The following is a 21,404-nucleotide window of genomic DNA, read 5'->3' as shown; positions in this document are numbered from 1 at the left end:
GAAATGCACGTACGTAAACTGACTGCTGGTTTTGCCGTTGTGATGACGCTCCTCTTTACAGGTGCAAACGCGCAGCAAGCGCAGGAATCGAATTCTCAACAGGGAGCAGAATCAGCGGAGGTTCCGAAAGCGCCCCCGACCACCAAGGAAGCTAAGGCTCTGATTAAGGAGCGGTTTAAGGCGGCCGACGTCAACCATGACGGTAAGCTGACCCGTGAAGAAGCTAAAGCGGGTATGCCGGAGGTTTATAAACGCTTCGACAAAATTGATGCCAGGAAGAAAGGGTACGTGACTGAACGCCAAATTGGCGCGTACTGGCAAGCGAAGACCCAGGAGCAAATGCAGCGGGAGAACCCGGTTTGGCATTGAGCTTCTTTACGGATAGGGCGAGGCTTGATTCCCTTGGCCTCGTCGCGGTACCCCAGAACTGAACTGGCATCACGGCCTGATGCTTCCTTGTTCCCCCAGAGACGTACTCGCGGCGCCACTGCGCACATGATTTCATCGCCGATTGTGCCTGCGGCTGCGGCAACGTCAGCAATCATCAGCACGTGCATGTCCCAAGCTTGACAGGTGTGCCGACCGTGGCCTCGGGGCATTTGGCGAGGTCTACGGCTAGCATGTCAATCGATATGCGTCCCACTGTGCATGTATGGTGTGTGCCAACGAGCACTGGAGCGAAGTGCTCGGTATGCGACGAGCAGCTTGCTGCTCTCGCGCGTTATAGACCGGCTCAGCCACCGGGTGTTGAGACTTATGTGTCTATGGCCTCCCGGATTCTGGGTATTTCGAGGTGTACGTTGTGCGTGAAGTTGGCCAAGATTCGGGCTGTGCCTGACTCGATTGGTTTCTCGGTGCCCATTGACTCCTCGGGGAGAAGCGTCTCGACGTAAAAACGCAATTAACCGACAGCCCCAAGAACCCACACTCACTTTGAGGCCAGCAGGGGATTCACTGCCGGTAACGGCCCGATGAGCTTATAGCATTGCAGGTACGGATGAAATTTCATCATCGTGAATGTATGCAGGGCTGCGCCCCCGCTTAGAATCCTGGCGCAAGCCAAGGCGGCCTCTCCATCTTTTCACCTCTCGTTCACGACGCCGCATGGTGGCAGTCTTGTCAACGACGGTGATTGCACCTGTAATGGGTGCATGACGGCCAATGGCAGTTGGGGGGACGAAATGCGCTGCACACACTGCCGGTTCGAGAATCCCGCCGGCGCCAGGTTGTGCGAGCATTGCGGGCAGCCGCTGACGCAGACCTGTCCGCAATGCGGCCACGCGTGCAGCCCAAGCGCTCAATTCTGCGAGACGTGCGGGGCTCAGCTGACCGACATGGGGCCAGCGCCACGCCATGTCCCCGCGTTAGCTGTCCCGCCTCTAGCGTCCCTGACGCCCCCGGGGCCGGCCCCGGTCTTTTACACCCCGCCTCATCTGGCTGAGCGCATCCGAGCGGAGCGCGCCGCCATGGAAGCCAAGGGCGGGGACGCAGGTGGCGAGCGCAAGACCATCACGGCGTTGTTTGCGGACATGGCCGGTTCAACAGCATTGATTCAGGACCTTGACCCCGAGGATGCGCGCAGCCTGATCGACCCTGTTGTGGCGCTGATGATGGAAGCGGTCCATCACTATGAAGGATATGTGGCCAAATCTCTGGGTGATGGCATTCTCGCGCTGTTCGGTGCACCCATTGCCCACGAAGACCATGCGCCGCGGGCGTTGTTTGCAGCACTTCGCATGCAACAAGCCATGAGCCGCCATAGCGACATGATCCGACTGGAGCAGGGCATTCCACTGCAGATTCGGGTTGGCGTTCATACCGGGGAAGTCGTGGTCCGCTCGATCCGTCAGGACGACTTGCGCACCGACTACGATCCGGTGGGTCAAACCATCCACATCGCCGCTAGAATGGAAGGGGCGGCGATGCCGTCGTCCATCCTCGTCAGCGATTCGACCTACAGGCTGACCGAGGGGTATTTTGAATTTAGGGCCCTGGGGCGCACACAGATTAGGGGGTTGCGCGAGCCGCTTGAGGTGTATGAGGTACTCGGCCTGGGAGCGTTACGTACGCGGCTGCAGGTGGGGGCGCACCGCGGCCTGGCGCGGTTCGTCGGTCGTGAGCCCGAACTGGAACGTCTTAGTGAGGCATTGGAACTGGCCAAGGCTGGCTGTGGGCAGATCGTCGGCGTCGTGGGGGAAGCGGGAGTTGGCAAATCCCGTCTGTTCCATGAATTCAAGGCGCGCTCGCGGCAAGGCTGCATGGTGCTCGAGACCTTCTCAGTGTCGCATGGCAAGGCGTTTCCCTATTTGCCTCTGATCGACCTGCTGCGCAACTACTTCCAGATCACGACACAGGATGACGAACGCCGCTATCGGGAGAAGGCCGCCGGCAAGCTGCTGATCCTGGATCGCTCTCTTGAGGAGCATTTGCCGTACCTGCTCTATCTTCTAGGTATTGCCGAACCGGGGTCCACAATGCCGACGATGGATCCGACCACCCGGCGCCAGCGAACCTTCGAGGCGATCGTAAGACTCTTGGTGCGCGAGTGCCAGAACCAGGCACTCATTGTCCTGTTCGAGGATTTGCAGTGGCTCGATAGTGAAACGGAAGCCTTTCTTAATATTCTCGTTGCGGAGGTGCCTGGCTGTAGGATGCTTCTGCTTGTCAACTATCGTCCCGAATACAGGCATGACTGGGGCGGAAATCGCTGCTACATTCAGTTCCATTTGGAACCGCTTGGTCATGCGGAAGCGCATGGGCTACTCACGGCACTGCTAGGAGACAATCCGTCGCTGGTGCCGCTCAAACAGCTGATCCTGATAAAAACTGAGGGCAATCCCTTCTTCGTGGAAGAAGTTGTCCAGACGCTTGTCGAGGAAAACGCGCTGCTCGGCCCGCGGGGAAACTACAGGATCGAAAAGGCCCACCTCGCGCTGCATATCCCGACGACCGTCCAGGCGGTGCTGGCGGCCCGTATCGACCGGCTGTCGGTCCCCGAGAAGGAACTGCTGCAGACGCTGGCGGTGATCGGCACGGAATTTCCTTCCAGTCTGGTCGGTCATGTTACGGGGCAGACCGAAGGGATGCTATATCCTTTGCTGGCGGCCCTCCAAGAGGGGGGCTTCATCTACGAACGTCCTGCTTACCCAGAGGTACTGTATGTGTTCAAGCATGCGCTGACACAGGAAGTGGCAAGCACCTCGCTACTTTCCGGACAGCGCAGCATGCTGCATGAGCGCACGGCTCAGGCCATTGAGGCGCTGTTTCCGGACAAACTGAAGGAATATTGCAGCGAACTGGCATACCACTACAGCCAGAGCGGCAACGTGCCGAAGGCAATCGAATACCTGACGCTGGCTGGCACGCAGAGTCTGCAGCGTTCGGCGCAGCTCGAGGCGATGAGCCATCTCAGTGCGGCCCTCGATTTGCTGAAGACCTTGCCTGATACCCCGGAACGCCGGCGCGAGGAACTAACGCTGCTGCTAACCCTCGGTCCAGCCTGGATGGTCGCGCGTGGCTCCAGTGCGCCGGAAGTGGAGCTTATCTACACGCGGGCGCTAGCTTTGTGCGAAAAGGACGAGAAATCACCGCAGTGCTTTTCTGCGCAATATGGACTGTGGTCATTCTACCTGTTGCGTGCGCAACTCAATAAGGCACACGTCCTTGCGGACCGTCTGCTCGGCCACGCGCAGGTCACACAGCAAACTGAAGAACTCGCAGAGGCGCACCGTCTTCTCAGCTCCACGATGTTTCGACTCGGAGAGATCAGTCTAGCGCGTACTCACATAGAACAGGCGTTGAAACTGTACCGCCCGGACCAGCAGTCATACGGCCATCTCCTGCGCTATGCGCGAAATCCCGCAGTGCACATGCGCAGCACCCTGAGTTGGATCCTATGGTATCTGGGCTTGCCGGATCAGTCACTCGCCCGTTCGGAGGAGGCTCTGGCTTTCGCCCGGGAAGCCGCAGATCCATTTAGCCTTGCTCTAGGCCTTGTTTTCGCGGCCGAACTGCACCAGCGACGGGGTGAACTGGGACCGGCGTTGGAGTACGCCAATGCCGCGTTCGCACTATCGAGTGAACGGGGCTTTCCACTTTATTTGGCCTGGGCGACGATCCTGCGCGGCTGGGCGCTTGTACGACAAGGCAACCATGAGGAGGGAATCGCGCTAATTCACCAGGGTCTGAGCGCCAACGAGTTAACCGGAGCGGCGTTGGGGCGGCCATCCCTTCTAGGACTCCTCGCCGATGCGTATGGCAACGCAGGGCAGCCCAAATTGGCGCTGAGGGTGGTGGATGACGCGCTGATGTTGGTGGGCAATACCAGCGAGTGCTTCGATGAAGCGACGCTGAATCGCCTCCAGGGAGAATTGATGTTGCAGTTGCCGGGGAAGGATGCCAGCTTGTCCGAGACGGCCGAAGCAGCACAGGCATGTTTCCAAAAGGCAATTGCGCTGGCCCGCCGCCAAAAGGCCAAGTCAATTGAGTTGCAAGGCGTGCTGAGCCTTGCCCGGCTTTGGCAGCGTCAATGCAAGAACGACGCCGCCCGGAAAATTCTGACAGAGACCCATGGTTCCTTCACGGAAGGATTCGAGACCGTCGATTCGCGTCAGGCAATAGAGCTGCTGAATGAGTTGTCTTAAAAGTTGTCAGCCGAGCTGGCGTGCACGATAGCAGCGACCGTGCCCGGATGGCCACGCGCACAAAGCCCGTTCTCTTCAGGTGGCGGAAGTGGCGCCGCAACAGCGTGCCGGTCACGAGTACGCGATATCTGAGCCGCTCGCGCAAGAACCGGAAGTTGCTCGACGGCGTGCGCCAGGCCGGGGCGGCGTCGCAGTGCTGATCGCCCATCGCATCGCGCTCGATCCGAACAATGTACAGGCTACCTATCTGGCCCGCGCAGCGGGCACGGCGCGCTTTGCCTACAACTGGGCGCTCGCCGAATGGAAGCGCTAGTACGAGACGTTTAAGGCCGATACCAACCATTCCAGGCCGTCGCTGCACTCCTTTCGCCGGACTCAACGCCATCAAGCGCGAGCAGTTCCCGTGGATGCTGGAGTTCACGAAGAACGCGCCGCAGATGGCCATCATCTAGCTCGGGCAGGCATTCCAGAACTTCTTTGCCGGCCGCGCCCGCTACCCCCGGTTCCGCAAGAAAGGCGTGCACGACCGCTTTACGCTTACCAATAACCAGTTCAGCCTCGACGGTTCGCGCATTCGCATCCCCAATCTCGGTTGGGTGCACACGCGCGAGACGTTGCGCTTCGCTGGCAAGATCATGTCCGCCGCGGTCTCCCGTGTGGCCGACCGCTGGTTTGTCCACACAATTGGCATCGAAGACCTGAACGTTCGCGCGCACAAGCTGAATGAGTTGGCGCTGTAGATACGTCCGTGGTCGTGCCCTGTTTGCGGCATAGCGCGCGATCGCGACGTGAATGCCGCGATCAATCTGAAGTTCATGGCGAGTTCCACGGTATCAGTCTGCGGAGAGGGAGGGCGCTGGCCCCCCTCGCAAGACGGCGGTGAAACTGGCCTCGATGAAGCAGGAAGTCGGCTTTGCATCCATCAATGCATGACGTTCTTGTTATGCGTTGGTGGAGTTTTTGCATTGGAAGTCTATGGCGATCAGGCTTAAGATTCGCGTGGGATCGTTCGATACCACCTTTCCTCGAAGCCACAATCCTGGTACCGAGTGCACAGGCTGAGCGCGGCGGACTCGCACGACGACCAAGAATCGAGTAGCCAGCCGTCGTACGTATTGCGGGGCGGCGTCCAATTGTGTTATGGCTTTCGAAGCAAGTGACGGCTTCCGGTATTGTCTATTCGGTCCACCCCTCACTTGACTCATACCTATCAGTCGGAAGACTCAGGATAACGAGCTACGCGAAGGCGGCGATAGAGAACGGGGGCAAAAGAGTGGCAATTCAGTAGAGCAAAGCTTTGTCGCGCTTGAGTCCAATTGTCTACACTGACGTTCATCAGCGAGAAGCGCTTCTCGCGTTTTTCGCGTCGACTACAGGCCCCGCTTTCATTGCGACCGAGAGAGAGAAAGCATGGAGGATCTGAGTGAAATCTGCCCGACTCGATAACGAACCTACTCAAGATCGCGGTGCTCGCGAAGTCGCTGACATGCACGAAGCGCCGATTCGAGATGACCGCTTTCCGCAAGCGGAGCGTCGTCGACGAATCGTAGTGGAGGGCGCCATCTCGACTACGGAGTCTGCGGTGCTGCCTGACTTCGTTCCCGCATACCGCGCAATCGAACTGCTTGGTATTAAACCGCAGACGTTATATGCCTACGTCGCGCGCGGTTGGATCGGTGCAATAGCCCAAGAAGGGACACACCAGAAGCTCTATTCGCGCGAAGATGTCGAGAGAGTGCGATTGCGCAGCATTGCGCGCTCTGGCCATGGCCCTGTGGCTGCAGGTGCACTGCGTTGGGGTGAACCGGTCGTTTCATCTTCGATCACGGAAATTACCGGTAGCGGCCCACGTTATCGCTCGCATTTGGCCACGGAACTTGTTCGTCATGGCTGCACGTTCGAGGCAGTAGCCGATTTAATCTGGACAGGCGTATGGAGTGAGCGCACAGGGGGCTGGGACCAAGAGCTTCCGCCTGACGCCTTCTATGTCATTGCCAATGACTTGGTATCCCGCATCCCGACCATGCGATTTCGCGACTTGCTGTCGATGCTCGTGGAGTTGCTATCTGCGACTCAAAACGGGAATCCCGAGCTCAAGTTGGGGGGCACCGCCCCGGCGGCGCGACAGATCATCCAGGTGCTTGCCGGCGCATTTGCTTGCCTACACGGCGAGCCGTTGATCGTGCCTCTTTCGAGCGAATCAGTAGCGTGCTTGCTGGGTCGTGCCCTGAACGTGCGGAGCGAACACCTAGCACTATTCGATGCAATGTTGATTCTCTGCGCGGACCATGAGCTTGCAACTGCGACATTCGCCGCTCGTGTAGCCGCTTCTACCGGCGCCAATTTGAACACTTGCGTTTTGGCGGGCATTGCCGCGTTTGAGGGACCTCTAACAGGCGGTGATGCGGCCTGGACCGACGAACTTGTCAGGACATCGGCGAGCAGGGCGATCTTGCTCGAAGAATTTGCGCAGGCACGCGAGAACGGCTGGCAGATTCCGGGCTTCAGCCATCCCCTTTATCCCAAAGGCGACCCACGCGCTTCATTGCTAATCGATGCGGTAACGCGTATGTCCAACCCAGCACCAGGAAGTCGCGCGCTCCTCGAATTCATTGATGAGTGTGCACGAAGGTGGCAGGTTAGGCCAAGCCTACCGGTTGCTCTTGTTGCGGTACAGCTTGCTCTGAACTTGCCGCAGGATGCACCTGGCGCACTGTTTTTGCTTGCGCGTATCGCGGGATATGCAGCGCATGTGCAGGAGCAGCGGCTTTCAGGCTTCCTCGTGCGGCCACGAGCTAAATTCGCGCCATAGCCAAGTAATGCTATTTATCCCCTCTCTTTACTTTATTTGATAATAGACCGCGCCTGGCCTTGAGTCAGAAGGGATCAGGCGGGAACAGGAGACCCCAATGAAGGCGATGTTTTCATCGGTCGGAGCGGCTCTGCTCGCGACCGTACTCGGCAAGATCGTTGCCCCCCAACCCGCCACGGCCGCCGAGCAGTATCCCACAAGGCCGGTACGCATTGTCGTGCCTTTTCCTGCTGGCGGTGGAACGGACACCATTGCGCGCGTTCTAGCAAAATCATTCACATCAGATACTGGCCAAGCATTCGTCGTGGAGAATCGCGCCGGTGCCTCCGGGAACATCGGTTTCGATACAATTGCCAAATCAACCGCAGACGGCTATACGATTGGTCTAATCAACAACAATCTCACCATGAATGGCGCGGTGTACAAGAGGCTGCCGTTCGATCCACAACGGGATATCCAACCTGTTTCGCTGCTTGCTACCTCCCCGCTCGTCATTGGTGTGTCGACCTCCCTCGGAGTACTGACGCTTCCAGCTCTGCGCGCGAAGGCAGAAGCGCAGGGGCAACCACTCGCATTCTCCTCGTGCGGAAATGGAAGCCCCGAACATTTTTCCGGGATGATGCTCGCGGCTGCCTGGAATGTGCAATTCGTCCATGTTCCGTATAAGGGTTGCGCACCGGCACTTGCCGATGCGCTCGGCGGTCAAGTGCAAGTTTTTGTCAGCACCGTAACCAATACGTTGCCGTTCAAACGGGATAGTCGCATACGCTTGCTCGCCGTCACAGCACGCGAGCGAAGCAAGTCCATGCCTGACGTTGCATCGGCCGCGGAACAAGGGCTGAGCACTTTGGACATCAAGGTGTGGTTTGGACTCGTCGTACCTCGGGGTTTGCCTGACCCAATTTCAAACAAGCTCGTCGCGCTCACAACGGCTGCGCTCAGAAAGCCAGACGTACGGGAGGCCCTCGCATCGCAGGGTTATGAAATCGTTGGATCAAGTCCCTCAGTTTTTGCTGAGACCATCGCTGACGAAATCCCGATGTGGAAGAAGCTCGCGGTGAGATATGCGGTATCTCTGGAGTAGTATCCGCCATCGACGTCCCGCGGGTGCATAATGCACGTCTTCTGCATGGAAACCACGCGCGATCGCGGCAAGGCTCGGCAGGACGAGTCAGGACTCTAGCCGCGCAATACGCTCGCGCCAAGCCTGGCCTCAATGAGCGAATTCTGATGAGCACGTGGGGCAAGACTTTGGCGCACAATACAAGGCACTGCGTTGAAACACGTTAGTCGTGATGGTGCCACCGCATTACAGTTCGCAGGAGTGTAGTCGATGCGGCCGGACCACTCAGACAGCCGGCCCACGTAGCCCAAGTTTGTCTGCCAGCACTGCTACTTCCGAGCCCATGCCGTGCGCAACGCGAGCGTGGTGGTCCGCGATCGGAGGCCAATGGATTCTCACCGTCGGGGAGGTCCTCTGCGCTTACCCGGCACATGGCAACAACATGCCAGCGAATGCCTTTCTCCTGAATCAGCAACACATCTCATTCGTCGCAGTGCAGTATTGAGCCAGCCGGGACGGTGTCGTGAACGTTTGCTGCGGCGGCAATGACAGAGTGCACAAGGCCTAAATGGGCGTCCACGCCGATGTGCGCCTTCGTCCCGTACCAGTTGCCGCTCTTTTGGGTCGAGTGAATTTCCGGGTCGCGCTCGCTACCTGGGTTCTTGGTGGAAATGGGCGCCGAGATGAACGTCGCATCGACTGCATTGCCAGCCTTCAGGGAAGGTCTGAATAAGTCCACGATTTGAGGAACTTGACACCGTACCCTGATGTTTAAAAGAAAATTCCACCGCACTCGAAAATTGTCGATAATCCTGAGACTACAAGCCGAGGGCTTCAGCGGTGGGTGTATTCGTTTGTTTGTGCAGGGGTATGGCCCGACGTTGCCTACGCGTCGGGCCGTCAAGCTAGTCCGTCAGGTATTCAGTGTCCATGTCCGGTAAGACATTTCGTCCTGTGGCACGATCTCGGTTTCAAGTAGAACTAGGCAACCCGGACAGAAAGTCCGGCGTAGGACGATTGGTCTTTCCGTAAAACGTGCCGGTTCAGCGCGCACACTCGCTCCCGCGGCAGTGGATGGAAACTCGCTCCGAATCGCATTCTTCAGTGGTTCGTCTGCGCAGTCGCCCAGAGCAGTCCCGCAATGCGAGCATGAAACCGCCCCAGATTCTGAGACCTCCAGATTGTCGTCAATTCGCATAGCGTCACTCCTTGTCAACGGCAAAAGTTGACGTACCTGTTCGTTCGCGGCGTAGTCGTACTCGATAACGGTCAGTTGCAGGCATATCTACCGTGCCCGCGCCGTCGAGGACGACGCCGTAAACATCTAGAGCCGAGTGCGGCGATACCTTATAGCTGGCGACATCAAGCGCAACCTTACTTGGATCGCGCAGCAAGGGGTCGCCGTAACCGCCGCCGCCTTGCCAATGCGTGTAATATGCGTCGGTAACTGCGAGATGCGTTTCAATATGAGGAGGCAAGACGACCGGCGCACCCTGGAGCGCGTCTATGGATGCTGGAATTTTGCCGGCAGCAAGCAGCTCTCGGGCTGTGGCGCCGCGAATCAGAACGTCGTGTTGGGTTGCTGCTGGATACCCACCACCGATTCCAGCGGCCATCGGAACGGCTTTGCCGGGTGCGGAAACTACAAGATGTATTTCGCCCAACGGGGAGTCGTGTGGCACAAAGCAACTGGAGCCACCAACTCCTCCGCGATATCTGCCTGGCCCACCAGAGTCGATTTCTTCTCGGCGCCACAGATACAGAATTGGAAACGCAAACTCGTTAATCTCCACGTCGGCCACGCGGCCCATTGGGATGCAGTTAAGGCCCCCTGTGTCGACTCCATCTTGATCGGCTCTGGCGCCGAGACCGCCTGCCATCGCATCGCACAGCATCGTGACAAATGGGCCACCGCGCTGGTCGACGCCAGCGATCAGCGCGAGGTCCCACGTTCCACAGCAGACGCACATCATAGACTTGCGATGCTCGGGGTGCACAGACAACATTTTCCCGACGCACTCTGAGACTGCGTTCTGCGTGGCCCATGCCGACGCGACAGATGCCTTGCCGACGCCCGCTGGGAATGTGCAGTTATTAATCGTTCCCGGTTCGCTAGTGATCTGCAAGCACCGGTACAAGCCACCCGGCGCCCAAGGAATATCGCCGCAGAGCATAGTCAGTACGATGGGCATTATCCCACCGCGCAAACCTGCAAAGGTGCAGTTGATAAACCCTTCAACTTGACTGTCTGTGCCAGTGAAGTCGAAATGGAGCGTATCACCGTGCTTGTGCATCGTCAGCACGATCTTGTAGATTCCGCGATCTCCGCTGCGCGCGCTGTCCTGGTGCGCAACCGCACCCCAGGAACCATCAGGCAAAGAGCGCAGTTTGGCGCGCAGACGATCTTCGGCATCGGACATGATTCGCTTCATCACGGCCTTCACGGTTCGGGCGCCGTACTTTGCGATCAAACGGGTCAAGAGCTCCTGCGCGATGTTGTTAGCACCGACCTTTGCGCGAAGATCCAGTGCGATTAGCCTAGGAACGCGGGAGCGCCGGATATACATATCTTCGACGTCGACACGCAGTTCCCCATTTTCGACGATTTTCACCGGTGGTACGGGCGTTGACTCCCAAAATACGTCTTGTCCTTCGACCGACCAACTTCCCGGCGAGACACCGCCGAGATCGACCTGATGGCATACCGCAGCCGTCCACGCAAAGAGCTCACCCTCGTGGAAGAGAGGGGCCAGTACGGTAACGTCATTCTGGTGAATACCTCCGCCAACCCACGGGTCGTTGCACAAAAACATGTCACCCGGTCGGATACCCGGTCGCTCCGAGCGATGCTCAAGAGTCCACTTGGCGGCCATGTCGACCGAGGCAGCGAGCTGCGTGTTGTACAGACCTACAAGTACTGAGTTGCCAAGTTCATCCAGAATCGTGGCACCGAAATCGTTGGCGTCCGTCACGACGACTGAACCGGACATGCGCTTGAGTGCATTGCCCATTTCCTCAGTGATCATCGCAAGTCTATGACGAATGACTTCGTACGTAAGGGGATCAACAGTCGCGATTTCCTGTTCGGTAACGCTATGCAGGTTCAGTCGGCCGTCAATTGCGCGGTAGATTTTGGCGTCGTTGTCCGGGCGGCAGGCGAAGCGTTCTGAACCGGCCACATGTAGAATAGTCATCAGAATCTCCTCATGCCGCTTGGGCGGCGGAAACGACGTCGTAGCGCAAGACGAGATTGCCGAGACGATCGACTTCCCCCGCGCAGCCTCGTGGGATAGCTACCGTTGTGGTCGGTGCCTCGACGACGGCCGGACCTTCGATTTGTGCGCCAGTAGCGAGGTCTCGATAGTCATAAATGGATGTGCTTTCCCATCCGTGACGCATATCGAGAAAGACTTGACGAGTCCGATGGGGGCGAGTCTCGCCGCGCTGACGTTTGAGCTCAGGCAACGTGGGGCGGGAGGGTAGACAGCCGATTGCACGGACGCGGTAGGTAATGACTTGCAGACCAGCGTCCGCGAAGCCCGTCCCTTTTCCGTAGAGCTTTTCGTACAGCGTTTCGAAATGGGTGCCGACCAGACGCACAGCGTCATCGTCGAGAATGCCGGTGGGCACGGGCGTCGATACTTCCGCCAGTTGCATCGTATAGCGGAGATCCGCTTCGCGTTCAAACCGGACTTCAGTAAAATGTAGGCCCTGGTCGACGATACGCTGATGGAGCTCCGCTTCAAGTCTGACAAAAATCTCGTTGACTTGATCTGCCGGCGAGGGGAAGTTGTCTGGTGCTGAGGATTCGGCGGTCAATACAATATCGGATGCGGCAAGTCCATACGCGGAAAAGACCGCAGCGGTTGATCCAAGCGGTACGACGACTTCTTGGACACCTAGATCCGCCGAATAGCTGGCACAGTGCATTGGGCCAGCGCCACCGAAGGAATAGACGACGAAGTCGCGCGGGTCGTAGCCGCTATTGACTACGACTTTGCGTACCAGGTCAGCAGTCTGAGCATTCTGGATGGCATAGATAGCGGCAGCGCCTTCATCGACCGAAAGGCCTAGTGGCTCCGCGATATGCTGTCGGATAGCCTCCTCCGCGAGTTCTCGATGCAGCTTTTTGCGTCCGCCAAGGAAGTTGTCGGGATTAATGATCCCGAGCACAAGATCCGCATCTGTGACCGTGGGGAGGGTTCCGCCTTCGCCGTAGCACGCGGGACCGGGTCGCGCGCCCGCGCTGCGCGGCCCGACACGTAGGTTGCCACCTGCATCCAACCAGGCGATTGCACCACCTCCTGCGCCGATCGTATGCACATCAACCATCGTGGTATTGATCTGATGCTGATGCAACACTGTTGTCGTTGTGGTTGCAGGCTTTCCATCCAAGACGAGGCCGACGAGGAATGTTGTTCCACCTATGTCAGTAGACACGACGTTCTTGTGACCAAGTGCGTCCGCGAGGTGAAGGCAGCCGACCACGCCGCCGGTAAGCACCGAGCCCAGCGTACTTACCGCGTGAGCGGGCGCATCGGCCGCCTGCACACAACCCCCAGAGCCCTGCATGACAAGCAATGCGCCAGTAAAGCCCCGTTCGCGCAACTGCGTCTCCAGCGGCACAAGGTACTTGCGCAACACGGGACCGATTTGCGTATTGATGATTGTCGTGGCGCTGCGCGCATACTCACGAATACGCGGGCTGACGTCACTCGAAAGCGCAACATACAAGTGAGGTGCTTCCTCGGAAATAATCTCACGTGCCCGACGCTCGTGAGTGGAATTGCGGAACGACCACAGAAACGATACCGCAATCGCCTCAACCTCCATTTCCACTAGTCTTCTGACTGCTTCGCGAACGCCGCGTTCGTCAAGAGGGACAATTTCGGCCCCCTTGTAGTCGATGCGCTCGTCAATTTCGAAGAGGCGATCGCGCGGAACAAGTGGCTGCGGCTTATTGGTGCGCGCCATGTTCTGAATCTCGTCTGGACCGAGACCCGCATATCGGCCTTCTAGATTCATGATGGAAATGGAGTCGGCGTGACCGCGGGTGGTCAGGAACCCCACTTTTGCCACGTCGCCAGTGATCACCGCGTTAATCGTTGATGTGGTCCCATGCACGATGTAACGCGTTTGCGCGAGAAGCTGTGCCGTGGAAATGCCGAGCTCGCGTGCCAGCTCATCGAGGACGTTGAGAAATCCCTGCGAGAAGTCAGGCGGTGTCGAGGGGGACTTGGCTGATGCCAGGCGACCGCTTTCATGCGCAACAAAGCCGTCGGTGAACGTCCCTCCGGTGTCGATGCCTATCACATAACTCATTCCGTCTCCTTGTCGTTTTTGACTACTAGTTCTTGCGTGCTCAAAAATCAAGATATTTTTGGAACGCATTGGAGCGGCGGATATGTGAGGAAAAGCGGGCACGCCGCACCAATACTACCGACTTTATGGTGGTGGATTGGCGTGGTCAATCTTGATTACATAATCAAGATTGCTAAAGCGAGGAGGTTGTAAATGACGGTGAAAATGCTACCCGTGCAACGCCGAGAGGTCAGAGGGGTGGCAGCACTTCGTTCAGATTGAGCCAACTTCATTGGGGCTTCGAATCGCTGTTCCGGACATCCGCTTCGGCTTAGCGCCTCGGGAATTAGCTCGCTAGACGCGGTAGACTGAAACTGACCAAGTCCAAGGTGGTGAAACATCTTTCGAGTCCCGCAACCTCTCTTCGCATTCATTGCGGCTGCGCCGCAAAAATCTTCAAGGCCAAGCGGGCGCGCGAGCTCGACTTCGGCCCGGGCGACACTCCGATCGAGATCTTGTTTGCTCTCAGACGCAAGCAGGCCGCAAAGCGTCGGAGGGCGGCCAGCGACATCGCGCAGGTGGGGCGCGAGCGCCAGACAGCAAAGCCCCCCTCCGTCTGCACCCGCAAGTGAAACAATGACACCAGTACAGCTGGTTGTGCAACTGGCCAAGGGTCCAGTTAAAGGTAAGGGCATTGCGCAATGCGCGGGGGTACTGCCGCTAATGGTTGGGGCGCGGGCGCAAATTGGCGCTGGCCAGGGTTCGACTATTGCCGGCCGTAAAGGGCGAAGAGGAACTGATCCCGCAGGCCAGGAGCCGGCATGAATGAGAAGACCACCACGGTCGCGAAAGTCGCACCGCGTGCCTCACGTGTCAGCGCGACCCGAGTCCGCGCGGCCAGCCGCGCTCCTATCGGCTATTGCAACGGCGGTGAATCCGGCAGAGCTGACGGTGCACAATCACCCGCTCGCTCTCCGCCACTATCGCGTGGCGACGGCAGGTATTGAAGCCTTCGTCGACCTTGTCGAACGTTGCGTGTGCGTGCCGATCCCGGGCGCATTGATCTACGCCCGTCCTCGCTTGGGCAAGATTCACGCAATTGACACTCGGCATTGCACCTCGGCAGGAGCCGCGGTGACATCCTCATGCTGAGGATGTCTTGCGAATATCATCGCAGCGACTACAAAGGCCCCTTCATCAGTGCCTTGTTGAGCGCCGCTGGTGTCAGGGATCCACAGCCCAGGGACCATTGCCGACAAGCGCTTCGCTTTGATGTGTCGATTTGACGTGCAATTGCAAATACGCTCGGGTCACATTGTCGTGCTCTTTTGCGACTAAGTGCGTAAGCGGATCGCCAGCACCGTGGTTGACGACGAGACAGGAATGGTGCTGCTTTAGGCTTGCAACGCCAGTTGAGCGGCGACGTTCCACGGCAGAAGTTCGTCGATCCGATTGACGGGATGATCGGCGATGCGGGCCAAGACGTGACGCAGATAGGCCTCGGGATCGATGCCGTTGAGTTTGCAGGACCCGATGAGCGAGTACATTGCGGCCGCGCGCTCGCCGCCACTGTCAGCGCCGGCGAATAAAAAATTCTTCCGACCCAACGCGACACCGCGCAGCGCATTCTCCGCGATGTTGTTGTCTATCTCTGCCAGGCCATCATCACAGTAGTAGATTAGCGCTTGCCACTGGTTCAGCATGTAGTTGATGGCTTTGGTCGTTTCCGACTGCGTCGAGAGCGTCAATAGCCGCTCTCGCAACCACACTTCGAAGCTGTCCAGTAGGGGCCGGGATCTTTGCTGCCGCACCTGTTGACGCACGGCAGGTGGCTTACCCCGGATTTCCGCTTCGATGGCATAGAGCTCGCCGATCCGGCGTAACGCCTCCGTTGTGGTCGGCGTTGCCTTGCGGACATGCAGATCGTGCACCTTACGGCGCGCGTGGGCCATACAAGCTGCTTCGCGCACACTGCCATCGGTAAAAACAGCGTTGAAGCCACTGAAATGTTATGCATAACATTTCAGTGGCTATGTTGCGATCGAATTTATGTTACGGCGATGGTGTCGAGTCAGGGCTTGTCCAATGACCGCTGACTCGTGTCCGCACATAAAAATGCCCCCTACAAACTAAAGTTGCTTCAGAAACGTCATCAGTGTAGGCAGCGTGGTTGCGCGCCTTGATGCTGCGGGCAAGCCCGAGAGGTCGACGCGAGCAAGCGCCTTTGCTTTCATTTCCAGGTCGACCTCGGCGTAGATGTGTGTCGTATCCAAAGAGACATGCCCTAACCAAGCTCGGATCGTGTTGATATCGACGCCCGCGCGTAGCAGATGAACCGCGGTCGTGTGTCGAACCGAATGCGGACTGACACGCTTATCTTTCATCGTAGGATGTGTCTCCGACGCGAGCGTGGCATATTGGGTGACGACACGATGTATGCCGAATCGTGTCATCGGCTGGTTTGTCCGTCCACGGAATACGGTGTCGTTTGCATTGCGTCCCGTTACAAGTTGAGTCAATACGGAAGATGTCGTAGGCCACAACGGACACACACGCATCTTGTTTCCTTTGCCAAGTATGCGAACGGAGGCCGGCTCAGTGAGCTGCAAGCGTCCGATGGTCAACTTCGCAGCTTCGTCCGCGCGAGCTCCGCTGTTGTACAGGAACAAAAGTAATGCATAGTCGCGCGCCCCAATAGCCGTGCGTCGATCCGGCGCTGCCAGCAAAGCATCCATCTCGGACTTCTCAAGATAGTCGATCAATGTCTTAGCCGTCTTTTTGAATGGAATTGACCGTACCTCACTACACCACGACAGATGAACAGGCGAATGCGTGCCGATAAAGCGAGCCATAGAATGGACCGCGCTCAGCCGCAGATTGCGGGTGGCGCCACCGCAATGCCGATCGCGTTCGACATGATCCAGAAACTGGCGGATGATGGTTGGCGAAAGGTCCTCAACTGTCATCCGATCGATTGCAATGCCGCCGAGCTTGGCCGCGAACGGTAATAGTAAAGTCAACGTGTCGCGGTAGCTTGCTTGGGTGTTGGGCGAGAAGTTCCGTTCCGCGACCATATGCTCAAGCATGAAGCGCCGGATCCAGGGTCCAAGCAGGTTCCTGTCATTCATGACCATCTCCACACTGCGCGTACTGTGCGAAACGCCGACTTGCCTCTCCGAGCAACTCCGGTGTCATACTCAGATATCGCTGCGTCGATTTGATATCAGCGTGGCCCAGATAGGTCGCTAATTGCGGAAGCAGGCGTTGCACATCCTTGCCATCGCGATACCATGCAAGAACCCGATGCACTGCCGCGGTATGCCTCAAATCGTGCAGGCGCGGCGGATGCAATTCTCCCTCGGGGCACTTGATCTTAGCCATCTGGCGCAGGCGCTGAAACAGGGTAATGACTTGCGAATACGGCCACCTCTGCCCAGTGCGTGAAGCGAACAGACGCGAGTCACTGCCCTCAGGCATCGGCAGGCCCCGACGGCGCTCGATATGCGAGGCCAATTCCATCGACAACCGTTGCCCAACCGGTACCAGACGAGTCTTGAAGAACTTCGTGTCGCGTACGATGATGACACGGTTGTTCAGGTCCGCATCCACAATGGTCAACCGCAGTGCTTCGCCGACGCGCAAACCGCTGCCGTACAGCAGGAGAATCAATGTCCTGTACATGGATGCCTGCTGTGGACTACGGTAGTTGTACAGCAGAGGCGTCGCGTCAATCAAGCGATGGAGCTCGTCCGTCGAGTACACATAGGGAGTTTGGGGTGGCGGCAGTTTCGGCACGTTTGCGGGAAGCGGACATGACCCACTGTATCCCCTGCTAATGGCAAACCGGTACAGCCCTGAAAGCACATTGTATTTGAGCCGCCATGTATTGGTGAGGGGGCCCGTTCCTTGCAGAAATTGCACGACGGCATCCGGCCGGACGTCGGCAATGCCGACGTCCCCCATCTGATGGGCAAACTGCCGCAAGAGTCGGTCGGCAGCTACGAATCGCAGGCCCAACGACCGTTGCGTTGTTACGTATGCTGTCACCACGTCGATCAGTTTCATGACAGGTCTCCCAGATCGAAGTCGCCAACTTCGCGTAGCGCGCGCATATCGACTTTGGCATACGTCATCGTGGCCGATGCACTATGGTGGCCAAGGTGATCACCAATCTCCTTGAAACTTAAGCCCTGATCGACCAGGCTTGCAGCACAGGCGTGGCGCAATGCGTGTGGGCCACGATGCTTCGCCTCAATTCCCAGCGCTCTAAACTTGCCATTGACTACGTCGAACACGGCCTGCGGGGTCAGTGGACGATGCGGTGCATGCAGTCCGAGAAATATCTCCGGTGCAGAAGTCCGCGGGCGCACGATGTCGATATAGCTGGCCAATGCTTCGGCAACGGTTGGCAACAACGGATAGACCTGCGGCTGCCGGCGTTTCAGGCGAAACACATTCAACGTTCGTCCGGCCCAGTTCACCTGATCAAGGCGCAAAGCCACTACCTCTCCGCGGCGCATGCCGTAGATCGATAAGAGCATCAGAATCGCGCGGTTTCTGATGTCAGCCGGCTTGTCGGTCCCGGTAGTTGCCAGGATCCGTTGCACGTCGGTCCATCTTGGCGCAGATGGTAGGGATTCCTGCGTGTAGACACGAGGCGTGCGTAGTGCCGTGGCAAGGCGTGCGTCGCATAATCCTTGCGTGGCCGCGTAACGCAAATATATCCGAAGGGCACCCGTTATCCCCTTCATCGATATCCGCCCCCAACGCGATGCATTCTGAACAAAGTAGGCATCGATATCATCTGGTTGCAGATCCTCCAGCCGGCGATCGGTGCTTACGCACCACTGAAGAAACTGTCTGGTCCTGCTCTGCCACTGACAAACCGTGGACGGAGTGAACCCTCGCTCATCGCGCATCCATTTGACGTAGCTGTCGAGATGGCTTTGAAACGGAAGAGCGACGGTTGGCTCACGCCACCACCCGAGGAACCGTAACGAGCTAAAGTCGAAACTGGTGTACGGACGGGGAAATTGAGGCGCGGAGTAGAGGGCGGTGGAGCTTTCCGCTGAGAATCTGATTGTCGAGATCGGAAACCAGCACAAGAAAGGTCCACCATGAGCAAGGATAAAGGGAAAGAAGCAGTCGGTCTATCGGGAATCGGGCTTGGGCTCGATGAGCTGATCAGGCGCGGGGCCCGGCGGGTGATCCAGGAGGCGATTGAAGTGGAGCTGGCAGAGCTGCTTGAGCAGTTCAGTAACGTCAAGACATTGAGCGGGCAGCGCGCCGTGGTTCGCAATGGCTACCTCCCAGAGCGCGAGGTGCTGACGGGCGCTGGACCGATAGCCGTGAAGGTGCCCAAGGTGCGCGACCGGTCCGGTTCCGGCGTGAAGTTCAACTCGGCGATCGTGCCGCCGTATGTGAGGAAGTCGCCGCGGGTGAGTGCGGCGCTGCCCTGGCTGTACCTGAAAGGAGTCTCGACAGGCGACATGAGCGAGGCGCTGTCGGTGCTGCTGGGCGAGGACGCCAAAGGGCTATCGGCCAACGTGGTGAGCCGATTGAAGGCGCAGTGGGCGGACGAGCATGCGAGTTGGAATCAGCGCGATCTGTCGGCGGCGCGCTATGTGTATTGGTGGGTGGACGGCATCCACACGGGTCTGCGCAGCGAAGGCTCGGACGGGCAATGCCTGCTGGTGATCATCGGGGTCACACCCGACGGCAGGAAAGAGCGCGTGGCGATCGGCGATGGCTATCGGGAATCGAAGGCATCGTGGGCAGAAGTACTGCTGGACCTGAAATCCCGCGGTCTGCAGGCTGGCCCGCTGGCGGCGGTCGGCGATGGCGCCATGGGATTCTGGGCTGCCCTGGAGGAGGTGTTTCCGGCCACGCGTACCCAGCGTTGCTGGTTCCACAAAATGGGCAATGTCCTGAACGCCTTGCCAAAATCCCAGCATGGCCGCGCCAAGGCAGATCTGCAGGCGATTTGGATGGCAGCCACCAGGGCAGATGCCTATGCCGCCTTCGATCGCTTTGTGACGATCTACGGCGCCAAGTACCCCAAGGCCACCGGCGTGCTCACCAAAGATCGAGACAGCCTGCTGACGTTCTACGACTTCCCGGCCGAGCACTGGCAGCACATCCGCACGACGAACGCGATTGAGTCGACCTTCGCGACCGTGCGTCACCGCACGACGCGCACGCGCAATTGTGTGTCACGAGCAACCTTCCTTGGCCTGGCCTTCAAGCTGATCGAGGAAGCCGAGAAAACATGGCGCCGCATCAATGGCGCCGAACACATCGAACTGCTCTTGAAGGGCGTTTCCTTCAAGGACGGAAATCCGGCGCATGACAATCCGCCGGTTCAGCAGAAACTCGCCGCCTGACGACCGGCCACGATCACCCCCCGTACACCACAATTGACTTTATCTCAACCGTAACCACGGTCGGGCGGTTACGATCATCCGATATCCCATTGTGACGCCCGTATGTATTGAAGCTCGCTTGCGCGCGATCTCATGCAGCACACTGATATCGACGCCTTGCGATGCAGTCGCAGGTAGAAGGCGAGCGATCCAGATGAGCTCATTTCTCTTTATACACAGCGATCCAGGCGTTGCACCCAACTCGGCGCAGTGGCGTAAATATCGCTCCCGTTCCAGCAAAAACGGCGCCTCGCAATGGCGGTTCCCTTCGACCTTTGCTGCGGCAGGCTTCTTGGACATGACAGACCTCCGAACGATGGTTGGAAGGTCACAGAGCGCCGAAATTTATGTCACGTCAATAGCCGGGTAATGTTCCAGGTTTCCTCGGCGACAATCGGACGCCGCAACATAAGTTCGGTCGCAACATAGCCCGCATACGCGTCTGCCTGCAGGATGCCGCGGAAGCCGGCCAGATGCGCTTGGGGATGTCGGCCCTGGCGATTTGGTGTGTAGGCGAACCAGACCGCAGGTGCAGCATCCGAATCCGATGCGCGATCGTCCCGCACGTAGGCCCATAGTCTTCCCGTCTTGGTCTGCCCCTTACCTGGCGCAAGTACCGGCAGCGGCGTGTCGTCCGCGTGCACCTTGCCGGGCATCATCACGTATCGGTGCAAAGCCTCGACCAGGGGGCGTACCAGCGCACCGCAAGCGCCGACACCGCGAGCCATGGTCGTGCGGTCCAGCTCCACGCCCTGCCGGGCATAGATAGCGGCTTGGCGGTACAGCGGTTGATGATCAGCGTATTTGGCAACCAGTATGTGAGCGCGCAGCCCCGCCGTGGCAATGCCGCGCTCAATCGGCCGGCTTGGCGCCTCAGCCTGGACGATGCAATCACAACAGGCGCAGGCCTTCTTGCGCCGCACCTGCCGAATCACCCTGAATGAACTGCTGATGATATCGAGTTGCTCCGAGATGTCCTCGCCCAGCGGCTTGAGCTTACCGCCGCACTCTGGACAGGCTTCGGTCTCGGGCTCGAGAATGCGCTCCTCCCGCTCCAAGTGCTCCGGCAACGGCTTGCGTACCGCTTTCTTCCGGACAGGAGGGGTAGCCTGCGGATCGGCTTCGGTTTCGGCCGCACCTTCCTCGGCCAGCAGATCTTCCAG

The 21,404-nt window shown here is 58.4% G+C and carries 15 protein-coding genes and 3 pseudogenes; 8 read left to right on the top strand and 10 right to left on the bottom strand.

Annotated features, from left to right (window positions below; all coding sequences use genetic code 11):
- The first annotated feature begins 3 nt into the window (after nucleotides 1-3).
- Nucleotides 4-369 (top strand): EF-hand domain-containing protein, encoded by a 366-nt coding sequence (locus ACYP5B_RS48015; RefSeq protein ID WP_459574448.1) that lies wholly within the window; start codon nucleotides 4-6, stop codon nucleotides 367-369.
- A gap of 175 nt (nucleotides 370-544) precedes the next feature.
- Here the strand turns inward: ACYP5B_RS48015 and ACYP5B_RS48010 are convergent, their stop codons facing one another.
- Nucleotides 545-643, bottom strand: coding sequence for a hypothetical protein (locus ACYP5B_RS48010; RefSeq protein ID WP_459574447.1), 99 nt, complete (start codon nucleotides 641-643; stop codon nucleotides 545-547).
- A 538-nt stretch (nucleotides 644-1,181) separates the two neighbouring features.
- Here ACYP5B_RS48010 and ACYP5B_RS48005 point away from each other — a divergent pair.
- From ACYP5B_RS48005 to ACYP5B_RS47980, 6 genes are all read left to right on the top strand, one after another.
- The gene (locus ACYP5B_RS48005) at nucleotides 1,182-4,643 is read left to right on the top strand and encodes an adenylate/guanylate cyclase domain-containing protein (RefSeq protein WP_459574631.1); all 3,462 of its coding nucleotides are present in this window, start codon (nucleotides 1,182-1,184) and stop codon (nucleotides 4,641-4,643) included.
- An 88-nt stretch (nucleotides 4,644-4,731) separates the two neighbouring features.
- Nucleotides 4,732-4,956, top strand: a complete 225-nt coding sequence (locus ACYP5B_RS48000; protein ID WP_459574445.1) for a helix-turn-helix domain-containing protein — start codon at nucleotides 4,732-4,734, stop codon at nucleotides 4,954-4,956.
- Nucleotides 4,957-5,161: 205 nt separating this feature from the next.
- Complete coding sequence (locus ACYP5B_RS47995) at nucleotides 5,162-5,383, top strand: hypothetical protein (RefSeq protein ID WP_459574443.1); 222 nt, start codon at nucleotides 5,162-5,164, stop codon at nucleotides 5,381-5,383.
- Nucleotides 5,384-5,635, top strand: coding sequence for a zinc ribbon domain-containing protein (locus ACYP5B_RS47990; RefSeq protein WP_459574629.1), 252 nt, complete (start codon nucleotides 5,384-5,386; stop codon nucleotides 5,633-5,635).
- A gap of 431 nt (nucleotides 5,636-6,066) precedes the next feature.
- Nucleotides 6,067-7,455 carry a citrate/2-methylcitrate synthase gene (locus ACYP5B_RS47985; protein ID WP_459574442.1) on the top strand — a complete coding sequence of 463 codons (1,389 nt, stop codon included), beginning with the start codon at nucleotides 6,067-6,069 and terminating at the stop codon, nucleotides 7,453-7,455.
- A gap of 97 nt (nucleotides 7,456-7,552) precedes the next feature.
- On the top strand, nucleotides 7,553-8,539 hold the full coding sequence (locus ACYP5B_RS47980; RefSeq protein WP_459574440.1) for a tripartite tricarboxylate transporter substrate binding protein: 987 nt from the start codon (nucleotides 7,553-7,555) through the stop codon (nucleotides 8,537-8,539).
- 463 nt (nucleotides 8,540-9,002) lie between these two features.
- Here the strand turns inward: ACYP5B_RS47980 and ACYP5B_RS47975 are convergent.
- From ACYP5B_RS47975 to ACYP5B_RS47945, 7 genes and pseudogenes are all read right to left on the bottom strand, one after another.
- Nucleotides 9,003-9,236 (bottom strand): annotated as a pseudogene (locus ACYP5B_RS47975) (transposase); the annotation flags it as partial.
- Nucleotides 9,237-9,720: 484 nt separating this feature from the next.
- Nucleotides 9,721-11,712: a hydantoinase B/oxoprolinase family protein gene (locus tag ACYP5B_RS47970; protein ID WP_459574438.1), complete on the bottom strand. Its 1,992-nt coding sequence runs from the start codon at nucleotides 11,710-11,712 to the stop codon at nucleotides 9,721-9,723.
- Between the two features lie 10 nt (nucleotides 11,713-11,722).
- Nucleotides 11,723-13,840: a hydantoinase/oxoprolinase family protein gene (locus ACYP5B_RS47965; RefSeq protein ID WP_459574437.1), complete on the bottom strand. Its 2,118-nt coding sequence runs from the start codon at nucleotides 13,838-13,840 to the stop codon at nucleotides 11,723-11,725.
- 1,373 nt (nucleotides 13,841-15,213) lie between these two features.
- Nucleotides 15,214-15,825: pseudogene (tnpC, locus tag ACYP5B_RS47960) on the bottom strand (IS66 family transposase); the annotation flags it as partial.
- A 123-nt stretch (nucleotides 15,826-15,948) separates the two neighbouring features.
- Nucleotides 15,949-16,947, bottom strand: coding sequence for a tyrosine-type recombinase/integrase (locus ACYP5B_RS47955; protein ID WP_447430064.1), 999 nt, complete (start codon nucleotides 16,945-16,947; stop codon nucleotides 15,949-15,951).
- Nucleotides 16,940-17,884 carry a tyrosine-type recombinase/integrase gene (locus ACYP5B_RS47950; protein WP_459574435.1) on the bottom strand — a complete coding sequence of 315 codons (945 nt, stop codon included), beginning with the start codon at nucleotides 17,882-17,884 and terminating at the stop codon, nucleotides 16,940-16,942. Before ACYP5B_RS47950 ends, ACYP5B_RS47955 begins: the two co-directional genes overlap by 8 nt.
- The gene (locus ACYP5B_RS47945) at nucleotides 17,881-18,426 is read right to left on the bottom strand and encodes a tyrosine-type recombinase/integrase (RefSeq protein WP_459574434.1); all 546 of its coding nucleotides are present in this window, start codon (nucleotides 18,424-18,426) and stop codon (nucleotides 17,881-17,883) included. The genes ACYP5B_RS47950 and ACYP5B_RS47945 overlap by 4 nt, the downstream gene beginning before the upstream one ends.
- 510 nt (nucleotides 18,427-18,936) lie before the next feature.
- Here ACYP5B_RS47945 and ACYP5B_RS47940 point away from each other — a divergent pair.
- The gene (locus ACYP5B_RS47940) at nucleotides 18,937-20,202 is read left to right on the top strand and encodes an IS256 family transposase (protein ID WP_459574433.1); all 1,266 of its coding nucleotides are present in this window, start codon (nucleotides 18,937-18,939) and stop codon (nucleotides 20,200-20,202) included.
- A gap of 39 nt (nucleotides 20,203-20,241) precedes the next feature.
- On the opposite strand, the gene ACYP5B_RS47935 is transcribed toward ACYP5B_RS47940, so the two are convergent.
- On the bottom strand, nucleotides 20,242-20,541 hold the full coding sequence (locus ACYP5B_RS47935; protein ID WP_459574431.1) for a hypothetical protein: 300 nt from the start codon (nucleotides 20,539-20,541) through the stop codon (nucleotides 20,242-20,244).
- A gap of 125 nt (nucleotides 20,542-20,666) precedes the next feature.
- Nucleotides 20,667-21,404, bottom strand: a pseudogene (gene tnpC, locus ACYP5B_RS47930) (IS66 family transposase); the annotation flags it as partial.

This window comes from Cupriavidus sp. 8B (assembly GCF_054589115.1).
The sequence above is the reverse complement of the archived record's forward strand: the minus strand, read 5'-3'. Positions and strand labels throughout refer to the sequence as shown.